At 67.9% G+C, this 19954-nt stretch carries 18 protein-coding genes; 9 read left to right on the top strand and 9 right to left on the bottom strand.

Annotated elements, in window-relative coordinates; genetic code table 11:
* Positions 1–115: 115 nt before the first annotated feature.
* Positions 116–415 (bottom strand): hypothetical protein, encoded by a 300-nt coding sequence (locus ACFU5M_RS13675; protein ID WP_379048683.1) that lies wholly within the window; start codon positions 413–415, stop codon positions 116–118.
* Between the two features lie 211 nt (positions 416–626).
* On the opposite strand from ACFU5M_RS13675, the gene ACFU5M_RS13670 reads away from it, so the two are divergent.
* A complete protein-coding gene (locus tag ACFU5M_RS13670; RefSeq protein WP_379048688.1) occupies positions 627–2297 on the top strand; it encodes a glycosyltransferase family 87 protein in 1671 nt (556 codons plus the stop codon).
* 18 nt (positions 2298–2315) lie between these two features.
* Here the strand turns inward: ACFU5M_RS13670 and ACFU5M_RS13665 are convergent, their stop codons facing one another.
* Positions 2316–3890 carry a TerD family protein gene (locus ACFU5M_RS13665; RefSeq protein ID WP_379048681.1) on the bottom strand — a complete coding sequence of 525 codons (1575 nt, stop codon included), beginning with the start codon at positions 3888–3890 and terminating at the stop codon, positions 2316–2318.
* A gap of 28 nt (positions 3891–3918) precedes the next feature.
* Positions 3919–5322: a TerD family protein gene (locus ACFU5M_RS13660; RefSeq protein ID WP_379048679.1), complete on the bottom strand. Its 1404-nt coding sequence runs from the start codon at positions 5320–5322 to the stop codon at positions 3919–3921.
* Positions 5323–5503: 181 nt separating this feature from the next.
* Here ACFU5M_RS13660 and ACFU5M_RS13655 point away from each other — a divergent pair, with 181 nt between their 5' ends.
* The 4 genes from ACFU5M_RS13655 to ACFU5M_RS13640 all read left to right on the top strand — a co-directional run bounded on the left by ACFU5M_RS13655 (position 5504) and on the right by ACFU5M_RS13640 (position 8756).
* Positions 5504–6127, top strand: a complete 624-nt coding sequence (locus ACFU5M_RS13655) for an AIM24 family protein (protein WP_040871306.1) — start codon at positions 5504–5506, stop codon at positions 6125–6127.
* A 9-nt stretch (positions 6128–6136) separates the two neighbouring features.
* Entirely contained in the window at positions 6137–6838 is a 702-nt protein-coding gene (locus ACFU5M_RS13650; RefSeq protein ID WP_379048677.1) for an AIM24 family protein, read from the top strand.
* A gap of 7 nt (positions 6839–6845) precedes the next feature.
* Positions 6846–7610, top strand: coding sequence for an AIM24 family protein (locus tag ACFU5M_RS13645; protein ID WP_379048675.1), 765 nt, complete (start codon positions 6846–6848; stop codon positions 7608–7610).
* A gap of 300 nt (positions 7611–7910) precedes the next feature.
* The gene (locus ACFU5M_RS13640) at positions 7911–8756 is read left to right on the top strand and encodes a hypothetical protein (RefSeq protein WP_379048673.1); all 846 of its coding nucleotides are present in this window, start codon (positions 7911–7913) and stop codon (positions 8754–8756) included.
* A 1-nt stretch (position 8757) separates the two neighbouring features.
* Here the strand turns inward: ACFU5M_RS13640 and ACFU5M_RS13635 are convergent, their stop codons facing one another.
* Positions 8758–9555, bottom strand: coding sequence for an MBL fold metallo-hydrolase (locus tag ACFU5M_RS13635; RefSeq protein WP_379048671.1), 798 nt, complete (start codon positions 9553–9555; stop codon positions 8758–8760).
* Between the two features lie 47 nt (positions 9556–9602).
* Between ACFU5M_RS13635 and ACFU5M_RS13630 the strand changes: the two genes are divergently transcribed.
* From ACFU5M_RS13630 to ACFU5M_RS13620, 3 genes are all read left to right on the top strand, one after another.
* The gene (locus ACFU5M_RS13630) at positions 9603–10004 is read left to right on the top strand and encodes a MerR family transcriptional regulator (RefSeq protein ID WP_379048669.1); all 402 of its coding nucleotides are present in this window, start codon (positions 9603–9605) and stop codon (positions 10002–10004) included.
* Between the two features lie 74 nt (positions 10005–10078).
* Positions 10079–12382 carry an ATP-binding protein gene (locus ACFU5M_RS13625; RefSeq protein ID WP_379048667.1) on the top strand — a complete coding sequence of 768 codons (2304 nt, stop codon included), beginning with the start codon at positions 10079–10081 and terminating at the stop codon, positions 12380–12382.
* 208 nt (positions 12383–12590) lie between these two features.
* On the top strand, positions 12591–12947 hold the full coding sequence (locus ACFU5M_RS13620; RefSeq protein WP_379048665.1) for a hypothetical protein: 357 nt from the start codon (positions 12591–12593) through the stop codon (positions 12945–12947).
* A gap of 312 nt (positions 12948–13259) precedes the next feature.
* On the opposite strand, the gene ACFU5M_RS13615 is transcribed toward ACFU5M_RS13620, so the two are convergent.
* From ACFU5M_RS13615 to ACFU5M_RS13595, 5 genes are all read right to left on the bottom strand, one after another.
* A complete protein-coding gene (locus tag ACFU5M_RS13615; RefSeq protein WP_379048663.1) occupies positions 13260–14048 on the bottom strand; it encodes an HAD family hydrolase in 789 nt (262 codons plus the stop codon).
* Between the two features lie 59 nt (positions 14049–14107).
* On the bottom strand, positions 14108–15247 hold the full coding sequence (locus tag ACFU5M_RS13610) for a cysteine protease StiP family protein (RefSeq protein WP_379048661.1): 1140 nt from the start codon (positions 15245–15247) through the stop codon (positions 14108–14110).
* Positions 15244–16611 carry a phosphoribosyltransferase domain-containing protein gene (locus ACFU5M_RS13605; protein ID WP_379048659.1) on the bottom strand — a complete coding sequence of 456 codons (1368 nt, stop codon included), beginning with the start codon at positions 16609–16611 and terminating at the stop codon, positions 15244–15246. Before ACFU5M_RS13605 ends, ACFU5M_RS13610 begins: the two co-directional genes overlap by 4 nt.
* A gap of 80 nt (positions 16612–16691) precedes the next feature.
* Entirely contained in the window at positions 16692–17906 is a 1215-nt protein-coding gene (locus ACFU5M_RS13600) for an HpcH/HpaI aldolase/citrate lyase family protein (protein WP_379048657.1), read from the bottom strand.
* Positions 17907–17919: 13 nt separating this feature from the next.
* A complete protein-coding gene (locus ACFU5M_RS13595) occupies positions 17920–19137 on the bottom strand; it encodes a hypothetical protein (RefSeq protein WP_379048655.1) in 1218 nt (405 codons plus the stop codon).
* Between the two features lie 145 nt (positions 19138–19282).
* Here ACFU5M_RS13595 and ACFU5M_RS13590 point away from each other — a divergent pair, with 145 nt between their 5' ends.
* Positions 19283–19858 (top strand): TerD family protein, encoded by a 576-nt coding sequence (locus ACFU5M_RS13590; RefSeq protein ID WP_379048653.1) that lies wholly within the window; start codon positions 19283–19285, stop codon positions 19856–19858.
* Positions 19859–19954: the final 96 nt, after the last annotated feature.

Genomic DNA, 19954 nt, shown 5'->3' with positions numbered 1-19954 from the left:
GTTCAAGCCGAACTATTGGTTGCAGTCGATTCGAAGCGAACTCCATGACTACACGAGTATCGCTCGAACATGCATTTCTATGAACTGCTCGCAAACGCTCCAGGAATGCGCGAGATCACCGATTCGGCGTCTTATACCAGAAACCGTTCGGGTCCTGGTAGCAGTCCTCGAAGACCCCTTTATCGCTCAGGCAGTCGGTAAACTTCCAGTAACCCCGCAGCACTACCCAGGTGCCATCCGAGATCTGAACACACTTGTCAGCAACCCCTTTGCCGCCGAGGCACGCCGCGTAGGACGGGTGTCCCGCAGTGGCATTACCCGCGAAACCGACCAGCGCCGCGCCGGCGACAATCGCCGAGACCAGTAATTTTCTGAACATTTCCACCCCTATCTTCGAAATCGACGCGTCCTCCACGCACGCCGATTGTTCTCGACTCTAACAGTCATCGGGAAAACCCAAAAGGAAATTCGCGTCCGCGGCCTTCATATCGACGCGGACGATCCCAGCCGAGTGCGGACCGAGTCGACCTCAACCGGAAGCCGCTCCCAAGGTAACCTCGGGTTCCGTGACCGATCAGCAGCTGGTGGAGCCACGGAGGAACGGGAGGGCGCCGCTGTCGGACCAGATGGTGCCCGGTGGGGCGTACTACGCCGCCCCTGCTCCGCTCGCCTCCGATCTGCGATCGGCGGACGCGCGCGACCGGCCGAGCCGCAATGATTCCCTCGCCGCGCAGCTGTCCACGGTGATCGGTGGGCCGGTCGGTGATCATGCGCTGATCGGTCGAGTGCGGTTCTGGACGCCCATGCGGGTACTGCTGGCGTTCACCGTGGTGTTCCTGGCGCTCGGCTGGTTCGGCAAGGCGGGTTGCATCCAGCAGACCAGCGGTGCGGACGGCCCGACCCTCGACTGGAACAACGGCCGCCAGTACGTGGCGATGTGCTACTCGGACACCGTTCCGCTCTACGGTGCGGAACGACTGAACGAAGGCGCCTTCCCGTACAAGAAGCAGTGGACCGAGCAGACGCCCGACGGTGGGCGGGAGACGCGATACATGGAGTATCCGGTGCTCTCGGGCCTGTACCAGTACTTCGCGATGCGGATCGCCAAGAGCTGGGACGCCGCACCGCTGCCCGGCGCGCTGCAGGTGGTGATCTACTTCAACGTCGTCGCGTTCGGTCTGGCGATGGCCTGGTTGATCACCGTCTGGGCGTCGGCGCTGCTGTCCGGCCGCCGGATCTGGGACGCGGCGCTGATCGCCTGTTCCCCGTTGGTAATCGTGCACGCCTTCACCAATTTCGACGCGCTCGCGACGGCCTTCGCCGCGACCGGCCTGCTCGCTTGGGCCCGGCGCAAACCCGTGCTCGCGGGGTTTCTGCTCGGTCTCGGCGGCGCCGCCAAGCTGTATCCCCTGCTGCTACTCGGTCCCATCGTCGTGCTGTGCCTGCGTACCGAGACGATGCAACGCACGCCGCGCACGCACCTCGGCCTGCGGATTCGCGATATCGACGGCCTGCCCGCTTTCCTGGCGTGGGTGCGCGAGACGCCCTACCGGATCCAGTTCCTCAGCGCCCGTCCGCTCGGCGCCGCGTCGGTCACCGTGTGTGCCGCGCTGGCCACCTGGCTGGCGGTGAACCTGCCGATCGCCGCATTGTTCCCGAACGGCTGGCGAGAATTCTTCCGGCTCAACACCACCCGGCATGCCGACCCGGACTCGATCTACAACGTGATCTCCTCGTTCACCGGCTGGCCAGGCTTCGACGGCGTGCTGGCGCACGGGGAGCAACCCGCCATCCTGAACGCCGTCTCGCTGCTGGCGTTCGTCGTGGCCTGCGCGGTGATCGCCTACATCGGTCTCACCGCACCGCAGCGACCGCGGCTGGCGCAGCTGTGCTTCCTCGTGGTCGCGGCGTTCCTGCTGACGAACAAAGTGTGGAGTCCGCAGTATTCGCTGTGGCTGGTGCCGCTGGCCGTCCTGGCGCTGCCGCACCGCCGCATCCTGCTGGCCTGGATGACCATCGATGCGCTGGTCTGGGTGCCGCGCATGTTCTACTACCTCGGCTTGGACCGCAAGGGCCTGCCCGAGCAGTGGTTCACCGGCACCGTCGCACTGCGTGATCTGGCGGTACTCGGCCTGTGCGCCCTGATCGTGCGCCAGATCTACCGTCCCGAGGAAGACCTGGTGCGCCGCGACTTCGTGGACGACCCCGTGGGCGGGATCGTCGACCGCATGCCGGACCCGCTGCTGGCGTGGCTGCCGGAGCCGCTGCGACCGCGACCGGCGGTCGCGCGCGGCTGAGCAGGTCAACTCAGGCGTTCACGTGGTGCGCAGGAAGCGCGCCTGTCGTTCCGGCTCCTGCGGCAACATGTCCAGATCGAGTTCCCACGCGCTGCCGGTCCACGGATCGAACAGCGGCGTTCCGCCGATGGTCGGCAGGTGGCGGCACGACTGCGACAGCATCGCCACGGTGGTGTCGGCAGAATCGGATTCGTTGGCGCCGACGATCACGATGGACAGTCCGATCAGCTCACCACGGGTGATCAACGCGCCGATCCGCTGCGCGTCCGAACTCTGGTAGCCGTGCGGGAAATCCGCGGCCAACAGGACTCGATGCTCGCTGGGCGGCGTGAAGGCGCCACTCGCATAAGCCAATTCGGCCAGTTCGGCCGCATCCACCAGTGCTTGCAACCGCGCCGTGATATCGGCGTGATCGGTGATCGGGGGGCCGTTCAGCACCGGAGCGAGCAAGCCGGTGAAGCCGCTGAACGCATCGGTCAGATCGATGATGTCGACCAGCGTCCGCCGCTGCGGCGCGGTGGCCAGCAACCGCGCCAGCAGCGCGCCCACGACGGGCGTGACCGCACGAGTCGATTCGGCATCGATCCACAACGGCCGATTCAGCGGCACCGGAACGCAATACGGAATGCGCACCGATCCCCGGTCGAGCGCGTACAACTCGCCGAGCCGGATACCGTCGCTCGGCGCGGGCGGCTTGTCCCACGCAGGCGAATCCCAGGACGCCAGGGCGGGCGGCAGCGCCCGGTCGGCCTCGGCGAGTTCGCCCATCAGCTGTTCGGCGTCGCGCTGATGATTGTGCTCGGCGGTGGCGACCAGTTCGTCGTGCCGTTGCTGCGCGACCCGGCGCGCCTGCTCGGCTGCCGGAGTATTCCTGGTCGCGGGGTCGGAGACGGCGAGCGACAGTTCGTGATCCAACCGCTTGGCCGCGTACTCCCGCGCCGAGACCAGCGCGGCAGCCGATCGCGCGGCGTCCTCGAACACCATCCACAACCGTTCCAAGCCGTGACCGACTTCCAGCGGCGCACCGGCGGCGATCTGCGCGTCACCCGCCAGCGGGCCGGCCATGGTGTGTGTACCGGGTCGGGCTGATTGCTCGGGCTCCGCAGGCGCACCGTCGACCTCGACACCGTGCGCCGTGAGCAACACCGCGAGCCCGCCCGCATAGCCTTGGCCCACCGCACGCAGCTTCCAAGCCGGGCCGCGCCGGTACACCTCCAGACAGATCAGCGCCGTCTCACCGGACGACGGGGCGATCGCGAATTCCGCGATCGCGCTGCCGTTCTGCGACATCGTGGCAGTGACCGGCCCGAGCCCCTCGGCTCGCACGGGGGCGGCCGGATCGGCGCTGACCACCAGCAGTACGGCCTTCGCGTCGGCGCGCACCTGCGCGAGCGTGATCGTGACCCCGTCGGCTGCCAGGGCGACCCCGGCCGTGGTGGGCTGGTTGTAGAAGACGAAATCGTCGCTGGAGAACACCTTCAGGTTCTCGGCGACCACCAGCGCGGAAACGTCGAGGGCAGCCTCGGCGCGCGCACTGAAACGAACGACCTCACCGGTCAACGGGATGTTCTGACCGGCCTGCAGTTGAATCACCTTGTCTGTCCTGCTGTCCCGCCGCCGGTCAACCGTTGACGAGGAACCGGCCGAGCTGCGGCACCGCCTCGCCCGGATGCTTGGCCTGGAAGCCCTCGCCGAGCGCCTGCAGTTTCCAGTCGCTGCCCACCCGGTACAGCTTGGACATCGCCATCGCGGTGAACGGCATGCCACCGGCGAGGGTGTATCTGGCCAGCTCGCCGTTGTTCGTCCCGTCGACCAAACGGCAGAACGCGTTCTGCACCTGCTCGAAGGTGTGGCCCTTGTAAGAGGTCACGACGAACACCAGCGTGGTGATGTGCGCGGGGATGCGGGTCAGGTCGACCAGGATCACCTCGTCGTCGCCCGCGCCCTCGCCGGTGAGGTTGTCGCCCTGGTGGCGGATCGAGCCGTCCTTGGAGGTCAGCTGACCGTAGTACGCGACGTCCACCGGGTTCATGTCGGCGAACATGATGACCGACGCGTCCAGGTCGATATCGACCGTGCGGTTGCCGAACATGCCACGGCTGCGCACCGGATCCCAGCCGAGACCCATCTTGACGAAGGTCAGCGCGGCGCCTTCCTTCCGCAGGGTGACCCGCTGGCCCTTGACCAGGCTGACCGTACGATCCTTGCTCAAGCTGACCTCGGCCGGCTGCTGCGGCTGCTGCGGCACGGGCTGGCCGGGCGGCGGGTAACCCGGGCCGGGGGCGGGCGGCGGCGGGTAACCCTGACCGGGCGGCGGCGGGTAACCCGGCCCGCCCTGCGGAGGTTGACCGGGGCCCGGCGGCGGGTAACCCGGGCCGGGCGGCGGGTAGCCGGGGCCGGGCGGGGCATGCTGCGGGGACTGCTGCTGCGCCGGGTACGCCGGGGTGGTCGGCGGCTGCTGGACCGGCTGCTGCGGAGGAGGCGGTGGGGCCTGCGGCGCCTGCGCGGGCTGGGCGGGCGCATCGTCGACCGTCACGCCGTGATCAGTGACCAGCGCGGCGAAACCGCCCGCGTAGCCCTGTCCGACCGCACGCACCTTCCACGCGCCCTGCCGGCGGTAGAGCTCGAGCGCGATCACGATCGACTCGGTGTTCAGCCCTTCGATCCGGTACTCGTACAACTGATTACCGGCCGCGTCCGACACGATCGCGGACGGGGCGGGAAACATGCCGAAACTGCTGTTCGCGTCGTCCAGCGTGATCACCGCGCGAATCTGGTCGATGTCGGCGGGCACCGCGTTCAACGACACCGCCAGCGACGCGGACCGGCCCGCGGGCGCGGGCTGCAGGTTGACGCCGGGACCGCTGGGCTGGTTGAAGAAGACGAAGTCGGCGTCGGAACGGACCTTGCCCCGCTCGGTGACCAGTAGTGCAGACAGATCCGCCGGCGCCGTGAGCTGGACGGAAATCACCACGTCGTTGGTGGCCAGGGGACCGTTCTGGCCCTTGGCGAGAGTTGCGGACAAGTTCGACCCTTCGCTTGTCGGTGCGTTCGCCTGACACTCTACGAGAAACGCGCTGTGCGGCGCTTGTACTGAACGGCCGCGCTACGCCGAGACGCGCAAAAGCATCGGTTAGGGTGACGGCACGCAGATGGAATACGGCGATCACACCGTGCTCCCGATCAAGACAGCAGGCAAACACCGCATGGCGCAACTGTTCGAGCAATCGAAGAAGGTGATCGAGGCTCATCTGGCCGGAACCAGCCTCCGCGCGATCTCCGGCTCGATGATTGCCTACGAAGGAAATGTGCAGTTCAAAGCAGCCGGTTTCGGCGGGGGCGACGGTGTGATCGCCGGGTTGAAGCGCCGAGCCACCGGGGAGAAGCTGTCGCTGATGGAGTGCGCCGGGCACGGCCGGGTGTTCTTCGCGGTCAACGGCCAGCACGTCACCGTGGTCGACTTGAACAACGAGACTTTGCAGGTGGAGTCGCAGCAACTGCTCGCGTTCGCCGGGAACCTGCGCACCGACGTACGTTTCGCCGGGTTGCGCGGTGCCTCCAGCGGGCAGGGCCTGTTCACCACCACCGTCTCCGGGCAGGGTCAGGTCGCCCTGCTCTCGGCCGGCGGTCCGCTCATCCACTTGGAGGTTTCCCCGCAGTACCCGCTGATCGTGGATCCGGACGCGTTCGTCGCGGCGCGCGGGAACCTCAACCAGTCCTTCGTCACCGATGTGTCCTGGCGCAGCTTCGTCGGCCAGGATGCGGGCGAGGCGTTCTCGCTGCGCTGGGACGGCCAGGGCGTGGTGTTGATCCAGCCGGCGGAACGGTAGGGGCGAGCGGTGTTCGAGAAGGTCAACGGCAAAGTCGTCAAGGTCAACGTCGCAATGGCGGGCGGAGTGGTCGCTCGCAACGGCGCGATGCTGTTCTATACCGGCGACGTTTCCTTTGCCCCGCACCAGGTTCCGGGGGCGCAGGGAATGGGTGGCATGGGCGGGCTGATGGGTCTGGCGGGCCGCGCGATGGCGGGTGAGCACGAGCGCACCATGCTCGCGCAGGGCAACGGCGAGGTCCATTACGGATTCGCCGGCCTGGAGGTCCACGTGGTGCACATGCAGCCGGGCGCGGCGCTGCGCGTCGAGGCTTCGCGGCTGCTGGCCAACACCGCCGGGTTGCAGAGTTCGGTGGTCTCCGTGATGAGTTCGGGCGGCGGAGGCGGTGGCGGTGGCGGTCTGATGGGCGCGCTGCGCGGGGCCGCCTCGGGTGCGTTGACCGGGCAGGGCATGTTCACCACCCAGCTGTCCGGGCAGGGCGCCGCGGTACTGCTCGCGCACGGCGGATTCCTGGAACTCCAAGTGGGCGGGCCGAATCCGATCGTGGTCGATCCGCAGGCGTTCGTCGCCGCCTACGGCAACGTGCAGACCGAGCTCAAGTCGGCGCTGAGCTGGCGCGACGCCGTCGGCCGTGGTTCCGGCGAGGCGATGCAGTTGCATTGCGTCGGGCAGGGCGTCGTCTACGTGCAGGCCTCCGAAGAGAAGTTGTGAGCAGGGTATGTCCCAGATCCTCAGCCCCATGAATCTCGGTGAGAGCGACAACATCCCGGGAAACAACTACGCGTACTGCATCGACCTGAACAAGCCGTGGTTCATGCGCAAGGGCGCGATGATCGCCTACTACGGCGACATGCGGTTCCAGATGCTCACCCACGGGTTGCAGGGCGGGCTGCTGCACATGGTGGCGCAGCAGTTCTCCGCGCCGCTGTTCACCGGCGATTACGTTGTCGCGGAGGGGCACGGCAAGCTGATCATCGGCGACCGCGGCTACGACATCAATTCCTACGACCTCGAGGACAACGGCAACCTGACCATCCGGGCGGCGAACCTGCTCGCCTTCGAGCCGGGTCTGTCGCTCAACCAATCCATCGTGCCCGGTTTCCTGACCCTCATCGGCACCGGCAAGTTCCTCGCCTCTTCCAACGGCCCGGTCATGTTCGCCGAGCCGCCGCTGCGCGTGGACCCGGAATCGCTGGTCGGCTGGGCGGATTGCCCCTCCCCGAGCCACCACTACGACGAACGATGGATCTCGAATTTCCTGGCCGCCGGTGCGGCACGCTTCGGCGTGAACTCCGGCGAAGAGCGTCAGTTCGAGTTCACCGGCGCGGGGACCGTCCTGATCCAGTCCAGCGAGAAGGTACTCAGCGACTCGATGCTGGTGCGCACCATCGAGGGGCAGATCCAGAGCGGCATCACCGTCGGCGGCTTGCAACGGCTGCAAGGGCTCATCGCGCAGCAATTGGCCGGGCAGCAGCAGTACTGACCCGCGTGAGCACGTGCGTAGGAGTTCGCAGTGCCCGCGCGCCGTTCAGCCGTGTATCACTCGCGTCCGCGGGCGGCGCGTCCCACGGTGATCAGCCCGACGGGGCGGCTCACCTCGGCACGCTCGGCGGACCGGTATCGATATCGCGACGGCGGGTGCGTCTGGAAAACCGACAAACCGCGTCAGGGTAACCCGCGCCGACGGGCGGATCACATACGGACAGCGAAGGATTCGCGACAGAACGGTGAACTCGGCTCGATGTTCACCGGCGCCGGTGCACGGTCGGCGCAGAATCGGGTCATGGCTGACTTGGCGCTCTCGCCACAGCGTCGCACGGCGCTGACGAACCTGGTCCAAAGCGAATCCACCTTCGCGACAGCGTATCCACGGGTGGCCGACTACTGGTCCGCCGCGGGCCGGTTGCCCGGCACCGGTGACGATGTCGCCGACGCCACGTTCGACCTACACCTCCTGCACTACTTGACGGGCGGCGCGAGCACGAACCCATATTGGGACATCGTCACCGTCGCGGTCTCGCCCGGGCCGCGGGAGCGCGCCAACCGCTCCGAAGTGAACGGTGGAAACCCGAAAGGCAGTGCGCGACTGGCCTATGCGCAGATGCTGCTGCAAGCCGCCTATGCCTACGCGATTCCCTCGCCCGCGACACTGCGCTGGGTCGCGGACGCCGCACAGGGCAGACAGGTGCTGGAAGTCGGCTCCGGCCGCGGCTACTGGGCGCACCAATTGACCCGAATCGGTGTGCCCACCAGCGCTTTCGACTCGCACCCGCCGGATCGCACCAGCAACACGGCCTTCCCGGCCGTGGCGGGACAACCCACCACGTTCCATCCCACCGCGACGCCGCCCACGTCGACCGCGGATCTGGCTGCCGCCCATGCCGAGGACGCGCTGCTGCTGTGCTGGCCACCCGGCTGGGAGAACCCGATGGCCTCGACGACGCTCGCCGCCTATCAGGAGGCGGGTGGCTCGGTACTGGTCTACATCGGTGAACCTCGCGGCGGGCGTACCGCCGACAGCGCGTTCTTCGACACGCTCGAGGCCGAGTGGGCGCTGCTCGACCAGGACCCGGCCTACGTCTCGTGGTGGAACCTCGGCGACCGGGCGCAGTGCTGGCAACGACGGTGAGTCAGCTTTCGCGCTGAAATTCCCATGGGTCGTGCGCGCTGATCAGGGTGACCTCGTCACCGTGATCGCGGTGTAGCTCGCGCAACCGCGCTTGTGTGCCCAGCCGCAGCTCGTGGTGGACTTCGGAGGTGGTCTGCACGATGTCGAGCACCGGGTGCGGCTGCGGATCGGGGTCGAGTTCGCGATGGTAGTAGTACGCGTCGCCGCAGTGCAGCAGCCAACGTTCACCATCGCGGACCGCTACGCCGGTGTGCCCCGCGGTGTGCCCACCCAGCGGAATCAGCTGGAAGTCGCCGGGCAGGTCCTTCGGCTGGATCGCGTCGAAACCGAACCACTCACCGGTCGGGTCCGACGGGTAGCTCACCCAGTGCGGGTCGTGCGCCCAGTGCGCGGGGCGGTAGCGGAAGCTCGGGGCTTCGGCCTGCGCCGCTGCCAGTTCGGCGGCGAGCACGTGGACGCGCGCGTGCGGAAAATCGGGCAATCCGCCGCAGTGGTCCACATCGAGATGGGTGAGGATGATGTGCCGGACGTCGGCGGGGTCGTAGCCGAGCCGCTCGACCTGCCGGAGCGCCGTCTCTTCCGCGGCGAGAACGGGCTGGGCCATCGCGACCCAGTCCGCCCCGAGGGTGCCCGCCGGGTCGCGCACGTCGTCCAGCCCGATGCCCGTCTCGACCAGGACCAAGCCGTCGGATGCCGTATCGACCAGCAGGCAGTGGTTGACGGCATGGGCGGGCGCGGGTCCGTCGTAGGTGGCTTCGATCTGCCGTACCGATCCGCAGTTGAGGTGATGAACTGTCATGCGAGCTAGTCTGTGACTTGAAGCGCGGTTCAAGTCAAGGAGACGAGATGACCGACGTCCTGCTCGATATCGCCGAGGTCGGCGAGCGAACCGGCCTCGCCCCCTCCGCACTGCGCTTCTATGAGAAACGCGGGCTCATCACAGCGACCGGCCGCAATGGCCTGCGTCGGACCTACCACCCCGACATCCTCGGCCGCCTAGCCCTCATCGCCTGCGCCCGCGGCGCCGGTTTCAGCCTCGCCGAGATCGCCCGCTTCCTGCGCGCCTCCCCCACCGACGCCGAACTACGCACCCGCATGGCGGAAAAGGCTCGCCAACTGGACGAAGACATAGCCCGGCTCATCCGCATGCGCGACAGCCTCCGCCACGCCTCCACCTGCACCCACGACCCGCTGGTCGAATGCCCCGACTTCAAGTCCACCTTCGAGCCCACCGCCGACGCGGTATGAAGTGGTCGAACTCGTTCGACAAGGCCGAACGCGGGATGCGCCGAACTCGCCGCACCGGTTAGGATTCACATGTCATGGGGCAGCGCAGTCCCGTATGCGGAGCCGGTAATCTGCCGTCGGCGGTCACGAGTTTTGTGGGCCGACAGCGGGAGATTCGCGAAATCCGAGCGCTGCTGGCGACTGCTCGACTGGTCACTCTGACCGGAGTGGGTGGCGTGGGGAAGACCCGCTTGGCCACGGAGGTAGCCGCTGCGTCCGGCCGCTCGTTCCCGGATGGGGCCTGCTTGGTCGACCTGGCTGCCGTGGATGAACCGCAACGGGTGGCGCGTGCGGTGGTGACGAGTTTCGGAATGCCGGATCTGTCGCACCGGACAGCGGAGCAGCAGATCGTGGAGCGCCTCGCCGACCGACAGGTGCTGGTCGTGCTGGACAACTGCGAGCACCTGCTGGACGCCTGCCGTTTGCTGTGCCACCACCTGCTGCGTGCCTGTGCGGGGCTGCGGATTTTGACCACCAGCCGCGAAATACTGGGCGAAGCGGGCGAGCACGTCTATCCGGTCAGCCCGCTGTCGATGCCTGCTTCCGAGTCCGTCACACCTGTGGCAGTGGCGGATTTCGACGCTCCGATGCTGCTGATGGAGCGTGCTCGGGCGGTGCGTCCGGACTTCACGGTCACCGAGCGTAATGCGGGCACGGTGGTGCGGGTGTGCGAGCGACTGGACGGGATTCCGCTCGCGATCGAGCTGGCCGCGTCCCGGCTGCGATCGCTACCGTTGCAAGCGATCCTGGACCGGCTCGAGGATCGGTTTGCGTTGTTGACCGGCGGTGCGCGAGCTGCGCTGCCACGACAGCGGACACTGCGTGCGCTGATCGACTGGAGCTATGAGTTGTGCTCGCCGGCCGAACAGCTCTTGTGGGAGCGACTGTCGGTGTTCGTCGGAGGGTTCACCCTGCACGCCGCGGAGGACGTTTGCACAGGCCCTGATCTGCCGCGTGCGCAGGTGCTGGACCTGATCGATCACCTCGTCGCGCAATCGGTCGTCGTGCTCGTCCCGGCCGAGGACCAGACGCGTTATCGGTTGCTGGAAACGATCCGCGAGTATGGATGGCAGCGGGTGACCGAGCGCGGTGCGGGCTCCGCGCTGCGCGACCGGCACCGCGACTACTATCTCGCGTTCGCTGAACGGATCGCCGGACAGTGGAACGGGCCCGGCCAGGAGATCGGCCTTGCCCTGTTGCGCGCCGAGCGGGGCAACCTCGGAGGGGCGTTGGAGTGGGCGACCAGTAGTCCGGCGAGTTCCCGCGAGGCGCTGTTCTTGGTCACGGCACTGCGCTATCACTGGTGCGCCGATGGTTTCCTCGGCTCTGGGCGACGCTGGATCGACCGCACCCTACGGATTGCCGACGACTCGGATGCCGCGCGGATCTCCGCACTGTGGGTAGCGGGCTGGGTGATGGTCCTGCAGGGCGACCTCGACGCCGCTGAGGCGGCGCTCGATGAATGCGCGGCGCTCGCCGCAGCAGCCGGAAACCACCGTGCGCTCGGCTGGGCCAGTAGCCTGCGCGCCACTGCCGCGGGCTTCCGCGGAGATCTCGCCGCTGCCGTGACAGGATTCGAACGAGTGGTCGAGAGCTTCTCCGAGGACGACGAGCTGGTCCGGATGACACTCTTCCAGCTCGCGGTCGCATATACGCACGGGCGGAATCCGAGAGCATGTACGACGGCTCGGCGAGCGATCGAGTTGGCCGACCGGCGCGGCGAGCAGTGGACGAAGTCGTACGCGGTCTGGGCACTCGGCTACGACCAGCTGGTTCGGGGCGACTACGACCAGGCGATGGCCTCGGCTCACGCCGCCCTCGAGATCCAGCGCGAATTCAACGACCATGTGGGTACAGCGCTGATGATCGAGCTACTGGCCTGGACTGCGGCCGCCCGCGGCGAGCACCGCCATGCGGCCCGACTCCTAGGAGCGATCCACACGATGTGGCGGCGAATCGGCACCTCGCTCGCAGCGTTCGGGCCCCTGATGCCCGAGCAGCACGCAGCGTGTGAGGGCATCGTGACCGATGCGCTTCCCGAGGCGATGGTGCGTGCCGAACGAGCGCGTGGCGAAGGACTCGATCACGACCAGGCGATCGCCTACGCGCTCGACCGGAGTGTGGGCGCCCCGCAACCAGCGACGGCGCAAGCGGGGGTGCTGACAGCACGCGAGCGACAGGTCGCCGAGCTGCTCGCACAGGGGCTGAGCAACCGGCAGATCGCCGAGCGACTCGTGGTGTCGCCTCGAACGGTCGACCGGCACGTCGAGAACATTCTCTGCAAACTCGGCTTCTCTTCTCGAGCGCAGGTCGCCGCCTGGACGGCGCGTCCACGTTGAACCTGCTGTTCGGGCGCGCCCGAGGGGACTCTTCAGGCCCTGGCTTCTCGCCGACGAGATCGGCGCCGGACCGGTCGTCGTTCTGGCGGCACATTACGCTTGGGGGCCCGTGAACTGCACAAATGGGTAGGGCGTGGGTGTTATCACGCATGCCGCGCAGCGGCGGATCTGTGATGCTCGTCAGATCGTGACGAGCAGGAGGTCGGCTTTGACAACATTTGACATCGCCGCGAAGTACCGTCGGCAGTCGGAAAGCAAAAAATCGCGAGTCGTACCCGCGATGTGCATCGCGATGGGGGCGGAGATGAATGACGTCCGCCGAACCGAAGCAGAGGGCCTGGGCGTCACATGGCGCTTGCTCGGGGACCATTTGATTTCGATTCTCGCGGTGCACAGCACTTGCGACGCATCGCCGATCGTCTCCTTCGGCCCCGACACTTACCCAGATCTCGTGCAAGCACGAGAACTCTTTCCAGAATTGGCGAGGTTGTGGGACGCGGTGCGCCACGAATTCTGGGCAAGACTCATTCCGCCGCCACCTCGATCGTCGCGATCAACCGGATGAGTGCGGATAGAACTCGCCGCGGCCACCCACTCACCTGAGTGCCGCTGCGGTGTCGAGCGGCGACAGCGCGGCGGTGTGCCGAAGCGGCCCGCGGACGGCGGCCAGCGGCCGACCGAACACATCACTGTCGCGCACTCCGTCGCCGAACAACACCACTGCGACCTATGGTCGGGCATCAGCCACATCGGCTAGGTCGCTCCGATCCGGCTCTCCGGTCGGCTTCTCTCAGCGCCACTGACGAGGGGTGACCGGGCCCGTTGATCGATCCGGTGGTGCCGCTCAGCGCCGGGCAGTACGCGGATGCCGTGCCGGCTACTCGGCGGCCGCCGGAGCTGCCTCGATGAACCAGTTGATGATTTCCTCCCCCGCCAGGATGCCGGTGGCCCGGGTGATGGTGAGGTTGGGGTGGGTCCAGTTGAGCTGTTCGAGTTCGCCGTGGCGGGGGCGGATGGCGGAGTCGGCCGCGCGCAGCATGTCGGCGTCGAGGGCGCCGTCGCCCGCGGCGAGCGTGCGGGCATCGTCGGCGAGTTCGCCGCTTTCCCACAGGCGCTTGCGCACCTCGTCGACCGCGCGGCTCTTGCAGACCGCCTGCGGCATGGTGTAGATCTTGCGGCCCTGCTGGGACGCCGACCAGCCACGTGGACGACACCAGTCGTCCCACTCGGCCAGGAACCCCTCGGGAACCTCCTTGGGCTTCACCACCAGATAGCAGAAGAGGTGGTCGGCCACGCGGAACTTGGTGACCCAGGAGTCATCGATGCGGGCGTGCAATTCCTTGCTCACCTCGGACAGCGTGGCGCCTCCGGTACGGACCTTGGCGTCGATGTCGATGCGCCAGCTCAGATCGGGCACGCCGTCGACCAGGATGTTCCCGCCGTTGCTGGTGATCGCGTAGCGCCACGGCGCTCCGGGCAGCCGGATGCGATCGAACTGTTTGATGGTGCGGGTGGTGGTGGGAACGACGGCGGCGGGTTCGGTCAGGGTCTGCATCCGCAGCGCCGCGGTGGTGGTCATGAACGACAGCGGCGCCCCTTCCAGATGCTCCACGCAGACCGTCGGCACGTCGGCGGTGGTGCTGAAGGCGTTACGCGAGTAGATCATCGTCCGGTCCAGGTCGGTCGCGATCAGCGCACGTCTTCGATGTGCTCTCGGAGATAGGTTCACTGCTGCACGTCCTTGATCAATCCCATGCACGAATATGCCAGGTCGGCGATGACGTCGACCGGGACACCCCGGGCGGCGGCGAGCATCCGGATGTGCGCGTGCTCCGGCGCGTCCGCCTCGCGCACCAGCACCCGCCACGGCACCCGCCGCAGCAGCACCCGCGTGGTCTCGCCGACGCCGGGCTTCACGAAGTTCACGCTGCTGATGCCGTACTGCTCGCGCACCTGCTCCACCGACGCCCAGCCGGTCCAGGTAGGCGTCCGGTCACTCGCGCGGACCGCGGCCACCTCCGCGGGGACCCGGTCGCGGATCGCGTCGAAGGCGCCGCTCACGACATCCAGCAGACGCCCGGACACATCGTCAGCGGCCAGTTCGCGGTAGAACTTGGCGCCGTGGAAATCACCGGGGCCGATCAGCGTGTCGTTGAGCACCGTGCGCGAGACCAAACCGGACACGGTCGAGTTCAGGCAGGCGGAGGCGATCAGGAAGTCGTCGCGGGTGCCGTAGGTGCGCACGCAGTGCCCCGGATCGGCCAGCACCGCCAACTCGTCGTCGAACCGCGCGCCACCGGCCGCGTGATAGGCGTCCAGCGCCTCGGTCAGCTCGCGGGTGATCGCCCCTTTGCCGGTCCATCCGTCCACGAACACGACGGAGGACGGATCGTGCTGCTGGGCCAGGTAGTCCAGCGCCACCGCGTCGATGCCCCGATCCCGCACGATCGACACCGCGTAGTGCGGTATCTCGAGACTCGGATGCCGCGAACTCAGCCAGCGGCGCATCAGGATGCCGACCGGCGTGCCCGCTCGCGCCAGCGACGCCAGGACGATGTCCTCGCCGCGTTCGGCGACAACCAGCTCGGAGACGGTCGCCACGGCCAGCGCGAGCCGCTCGGCGCTGGCCGTCAGCACTTCGTCGAACAGCGACCGATACGACGCGTCCGGCTGGTACTCGATCGGCAGCGACTCCGCGTAGTGCGCCGTCCCCGCCTGGATCCGCCGTTCCCGCTCGGCGACGTCGGCCTCCAGATCGACGCCCGACAAGTCCTTGAGCAACCAGGAGACCTCATCGGCGGCATAGGAGCCGAACTCCGGTCCGTGCAGCGGAGTAGGTAGGGCACCCACCTTGGTGCTCGTCACGCCCGGCTCCCGTCCGCGGTCTGCGCGCGTTCGGCGTGCAGCCGCCGCGGGTCCGCCTCCGGCAGCACCGCGAGCAGCACGTCCGCACCGGAGGCCGTCAGCACGTCCACCAGCCCGTGCTCGGCCATCAACTCCGCCGTGTCGGCGGGCGAGTCGACCACGACGACGAGCACCGGATCGGTAGCCGGACCGTCGCCCTCGGTACCGGCGTCGGTCATCGTGACGGCGGCATCGTCGTGGCGCGACGCAGCGACCAGCCCCGCCGGGTCGGCCTCGAACAGGTCGAGCGAAGCCACCGGCCAGTGCGCGTTGTACAGGAAGCGCGGCGCGGTATCGCCCGGCTCGGGCGCGATGAACCGGAAGCCCCGCCGCAACGGATAACCCGGCTCGTCCAGCACATACGCGGGCGATCGCGTGGTGGTCTGGAAGCGCGTTCGCGTCCCTGTGTCGGCGAGCAGCGCCGCCAACCGCAGCGGCAGGTACATCAACTCCTCGTGCCCGAGCACGATGACGGCCCGGCCGGGGAAATCGGCGGCGAGCCGGGCGGCCAGCACCTGCCCCGCATCCAGCAGCGCGGCCTCGAACGCGCCGGTGTCGGAGGCGAGTATGCCGTGCCTGCCGCCCTCCGGAACGGAGGCGGGCCAGGGCAATTCCACCCGGCGGAAGGAGCCGAGATGTCCGGCGGTCGGATTCAACCGCGGCTCGGGGAGGGCCCCGACGGCCTCGACCAGTTCCGCGGGCAGCGACGCGCGGCCGGTGGCGAGACAGACCGTGTCGATCCGCGCCCCGAGTTCCGCCGCGGCAGTGTCGAATTCGGCACGATCCGCCTCGGTGCGCAGGTCGACCAGCGACGCGAGCACGTAATGGGCGCGCGGCGAGAAGGCGTGCAGCGCGCGCACCGCATCGATCGCCGTGGCGCCGGTGGAGATCTCGTCGTCGACCAGCACCAGCGGCAGATCGTTGACGAAGATGTCGGCGGGCGCCGGTTGCAGCAGGTGCGAGGTGGCGTGCGAATGCCCTTCCTCGAACCCGGCGAGCGTGTGCGCGTGCGGCACCTCGCGCCGGGTGGAATGCAGATAGCAGCTCGCACCGATCCGCGCGGCCACACAGTGGCCGAGTCCCGTCGCGGTCTCGGCGAACCCGAGCACGACGGCTTCGCGCTCACCGAGCACCGCGCGCACCAGGTCACCCAGGTGATCGCCCGCGCCGAGCACCACCCGCGGATCGGTCGGCAGGTGCTTGCCGAGCACGGTGGACACCAACAGGTGCGCCCGCCGCCGGTTGTTGTGGCGAACACCCGGCTGGACCAAGGCCGTGATCGGCAGCCGTGCCGAACGCAACCCATCCGAATCGCGTTCGCGCATCGGATCATGATGCAGCGCTATACCGAGAGTCCTTGTCGCCCAGGGCAATTTGTTGCTATCGAGTTCGATGGCCGGCCCGCTCATACGGTGACCAACGCCGTCAGCAGATCCACGAACGACACTCCCTTGTTCGCCACGCCGAACACCCGTGCGCGCAACAAGGTCTGTCGCGCCCAGCTGCGATGCGGCCGCATTTCGTTCATCTTGTTCCGGTAACCGGAGGCCGCCACGCCACCGACGTCCTCCCGCAGGATGTCCAGCGCGTCCGAGTACTCCTCGTGCGACACCACCGACAGCGCGTGCACGGCGGCCACGTGCGAGGGGTGGATCACCGTCTTGCCCTGGATGCCGTTGGCCCGGTCCAGCGTGATCTCCCGCAGCAAGCCGTCCAGATCCCGGCTGACCAGGTACTGCCGGAACGGCACCGCGTCGGACTCCTCGAACGGCGCGGTCCGCAGCAGCGGCCGGAACATCCGCTCGTGATCGGCGAAGTACTCCCACACCGGCCCCGTGATGACGAAACCGGTACCGTCCGCGCGCCCCAGGTAGTTCACGATGTCGGCGATGACGTCGGCGACCACGCGCACGTCGTAGATGGTCAGGTCGCGGTCGCGCCGGATGCCGAACGTCGAGCACATGTCGGTCGCGCCGACCCGCACCGCGAGCACCCGGTCCCGATGCGCGGCCAGCAGCGCCGCGATCTGCGTGAGTTCGTAATCGCGGGTCTCCCGGTGCACCAGCCCCGCCGACTCCAGCACCGGCATCCCGTACAGCGGCCGGCCCACCTTCTGGGCCGCCGCGTTCAGCGCGTTGAGGTACTTCGGTCCGGTGACGCTGTCGAACTTCGGGAACACGAACCCGGTCAGCACCTTGGCGCCCGGTCCGAGTTGATCGACGAGCTCGGTGATCGTGTCCGCGTCGCGCACCCGTACGAACAACAAGGGGTTGGCGTCGTGACTGCCCGCGAGCAGATCGAGCGCGGCGACGGTCTGCTGCTTGGCGTACTCCACCTCGTGATCGGCGACCGCGTCCTCGAGGTCGATCACCATCGAACACACTCCGTGCGCGGCGCGTCTGCCGATCGTCAGCGCGAGATCTGGCCTGGTCGCGGGCGCGTACAGCGTCGCGCCGAGCCCGAGCGCGAGCAGTTCGCGATCGGTGTGGTCGTCCCCGAACGGCTCGGGCTGCCGGTGGAAGAGTCGCCTCGCCTCTGGGCCGTGCAACTGCCGGAAGTGGCGCAGCGGCATCCGCTTCCGCAGGGAGACCTCCTGCTGGACGGCGATGCCTGCGGTCATCGTTGCCCCATCCTCATTCTCGTCGTGGTCCTGCTTGTCTTCTCATTCGTTCCACTACCCCGGCTATGAATTCCGTAACAACATTCAGTTCTGTCACATAGGCCCAGTAGTCAGGGTGACGCCCCGACAGTGTTTCGCTGATTCGGTCGATCCGTGCCGCTTGCGCGTCGAGCACCGACCCCCAATCGGCGACCAGCCCGCGGCTCACCGCGAGCATCTGCGCGTCCCGCAGCCGGAATCGTACGGCCTTGGCCTGTTCTTGCGGGTCGGACCGGATCGCACGCAGCAGGGTGAGCCGCTTGGTGACGGCATCGACTCGCTGCTCGGCCTCGGCGAGGAACCCGCGCGCGGATGTGGTCAGATCAAGTGCAAACTCCGGGTTGTTCTCCGCCGCCGCCGTACGCGCCCTGCCCAGGGCCGCGTCCGCGGCCTCGATGGCTCGCTGACTTTCCCGCTCATTGTTAGCCAGATCTGCCGAACTCGCAGCATTGAACTCGCGCAGCAGCGCCGAGAACGCCTGCGGAACGCCTTCGGCCCTGGTCCGGGCGGCGGCAAGGCGGGTTGTCACCGAGGCGATAGCGGTGTTCGCGGTCGCGGCCCGAGTCGGTGCTCGCGCCAACGCATCCGCCAGCTCCTCGGCGGCCGTCTCCAGCCGGTTCGCGGCCTCCCGCAGCGTGCCCGCGGGCGCGCCGGAACCCGAGGCCTCCAGTGTGACCAGTGCCTCATCGACCGCGGTGGCGCCTTTGCGCACCGACGGATAGTTCGCGAACTCCGATTCGGCGGCCCGGCCGCGCACCTCCGCCGCGACGGCCGTCACCTGCCGCACCAACCGCGGCACCGCGCCGAGCACGGCTACCGCCTCTTCGAGCTTGCCCTGGTCGCCGCGATAGAACTCGTCGACGGCGCGCGCCGCGTCGGTCAGTTGCCGTACCGCGGCCTCGACGCGTTGCCGTCCCTCCGGTACCGGCGGGCCGCCCTGCTGCGCGGCCTCCAGTTCCGCGCTCAGCGTCAGGTAGACCTCCGCGGCGCCATAACACCTGTGGCGCACCGGTTCCCAGCGCGCGCCCGTCCGCCGCTCGGGGAAGATCTGATCAGCGGCGTGCACCGCCGCGTCGGCCGCGCTCTGCCGCCGGTCCATGTCGAGGAACGCCGTCGCCAGCGTGGCGCGGGCAGGTTCGATCCACTCGTCGTTTCCCGACGAACGGAACCATCCGCGCCTTCGGCCTGCCACGCCCCGATGGTAGGAGATGTTCCAGTTCGCCGGGGGTTACGCCGGTTCCTACGCAAGTTCGCGGAAACCTACTACTGTCGTATGACGTACCCGGCGATTCGGACATGCTGGGAACCAATGACGGACTATTGAAAGGGAATCCCGCATGGGTGTCAGTTTGTCCAAGGGCGGCAATGTCTCGCTGACCAAGGCGGCGCCTAACCTCACTGCTGTTGCGGTCGGCCTCGGGTGGGATGTGCGGACCACCACCGGTACCGACTTCGACCTCGACGCGAGCGCCATCGCGACCGGCGCGGACAAGAAGGTCCTGTCCGACCAGCACTTCGTCTTCTTCAACAACCTGCGCTCCCCCGAAGGCGCGGTCGAGCACGCGGGCGACAACCGGACCGGTGAGGGCGAGGGCGACGACGAGGTCATCAACGTCGACCTGGCAAACACCCCGCCCACGATCGAGAGCATCTTCTTCCCGGTCTCGATCTACGACGCCGACTCCCGGTCGCAGTCGTTCGGCCAGGTCCGCAACGCCTACATTCGCGTCGTGGATCGCAGCAACGGCGAGGAGCTCGCTCGCTACGACCTCACCGAGGACGCGTCGACCGAGACCGCCATGGTCTTCGGCGAGCTGTACCGCAACGGCGCGGAGTGGAAGTTCCGCGCGATCGGCCAGGGTTACGCCTCCGGTCTGGCAGGCATCGCCCGTGACTACGGCGTGAACGTCTAAGGAACACTTCGCTGTTCGCAGGGGGCCCGGCGACGGGCCCCCTCGTCGTGCGACCCAGGCATGCCGGCGCCCTGGGAGCAGCGTTGGACAACCGGC

Origin of the sequence: Nocardia sp. NPDC057455, from assembly GCF_042802775.1 — a bacterium.
Taxonomy (GTDB): domain Bacteria; phylum Actinomycetota; class Actinomycetes; order Mycobacteriales; family Mycobacteriaceae; genus Nocardia.
The sequence above is the reverse complement of the archived record's forward strand: the minus strand, read 5'-3'. Positions and strand labels throughout refer to the sequence as shown.

Bases quoted from the DNA above. Each gene is read 5' to 3' on its own strand.
- ACFU5M_RS13670 (WP_379048688.1), top strand. From the start codon at position 627: ATGGTGCCCGGTGGGGCGTACTACGCCGCCCCTGCTCCGCTCGCCTCC.
- ACFU5M_RS13655 (WP_040871306.1), top strand. From the start codon at position 5,504: ATGGCGCAACTGTTCGAGCAATCGAAGAAGGTGATCGAGGCTCATCTG.
- ACFU5M_RS13645 (WP_379048675.1), top strand. From the start codon at position 6,846: ATGTCCCAGATCCTCAGCCCCATGAATCTCGGTGAGAGCGACAACATC.
- ACFU5M_RS13640 (WP_379048673.1), top strand. From the start codon at position 7,911: ATGGCTGACTTGGCGCTCTCGCCACAGCGTCGCACGGCGCTGACGAAC.
- ACFU5M_RS13635 (WP_379048671.1), bottom strand. From the start codon at position 9,555: ATGACAGTTCATCACCTCAACTGCGGATCGGTACGGCAGATCGAAGCC.
- ACFU5M_RS13630 (WP_379048669.1), top strand. From the start codon at position 9,603: ATGACCGACGTCCTGCTCGATATCGCCGAGGTCGGCGAGCGAACCGGC.
- ACFU5M_RS13625 (WP_379048667.1), top strand. From the start codon at position 10,079: ATGGGGCAGCGCAGTCCCGTATGCGGAGCCGGTAATCTGCCGTCGGCG.
- ACFU5M_RS13615 (WP_379048663.1), bottom strand. From the start codon at position 14,048: ATGATCTACTCGCGTAACGCCTTCAGCACCACCGCCGACGTGCCGACG.
- ACFU5M_RS13605 (WP_379048659.1), bottom strand. From the start codon at position 16,611: ATGCGCGAACGCGATTCGGATGGGTTGCGTTCGGCACGGCTGCCGATC.
- ACFU5M_RS13600 (WP_379048657.1), bottom strand. From the start codon at position 17,906: ATGACCGCAGGCATCGCCGTCCAGCAGGAGGTCTCCCTGCGGAAGCGG.
- ACFU5M_RS13590 (WP_379048653.1), top strand. From the start codon at position 19,283: ATGGGTGTCAGTTTGTCCAAGGGCGGCAATGTCTCGCTGACCAAGGCG.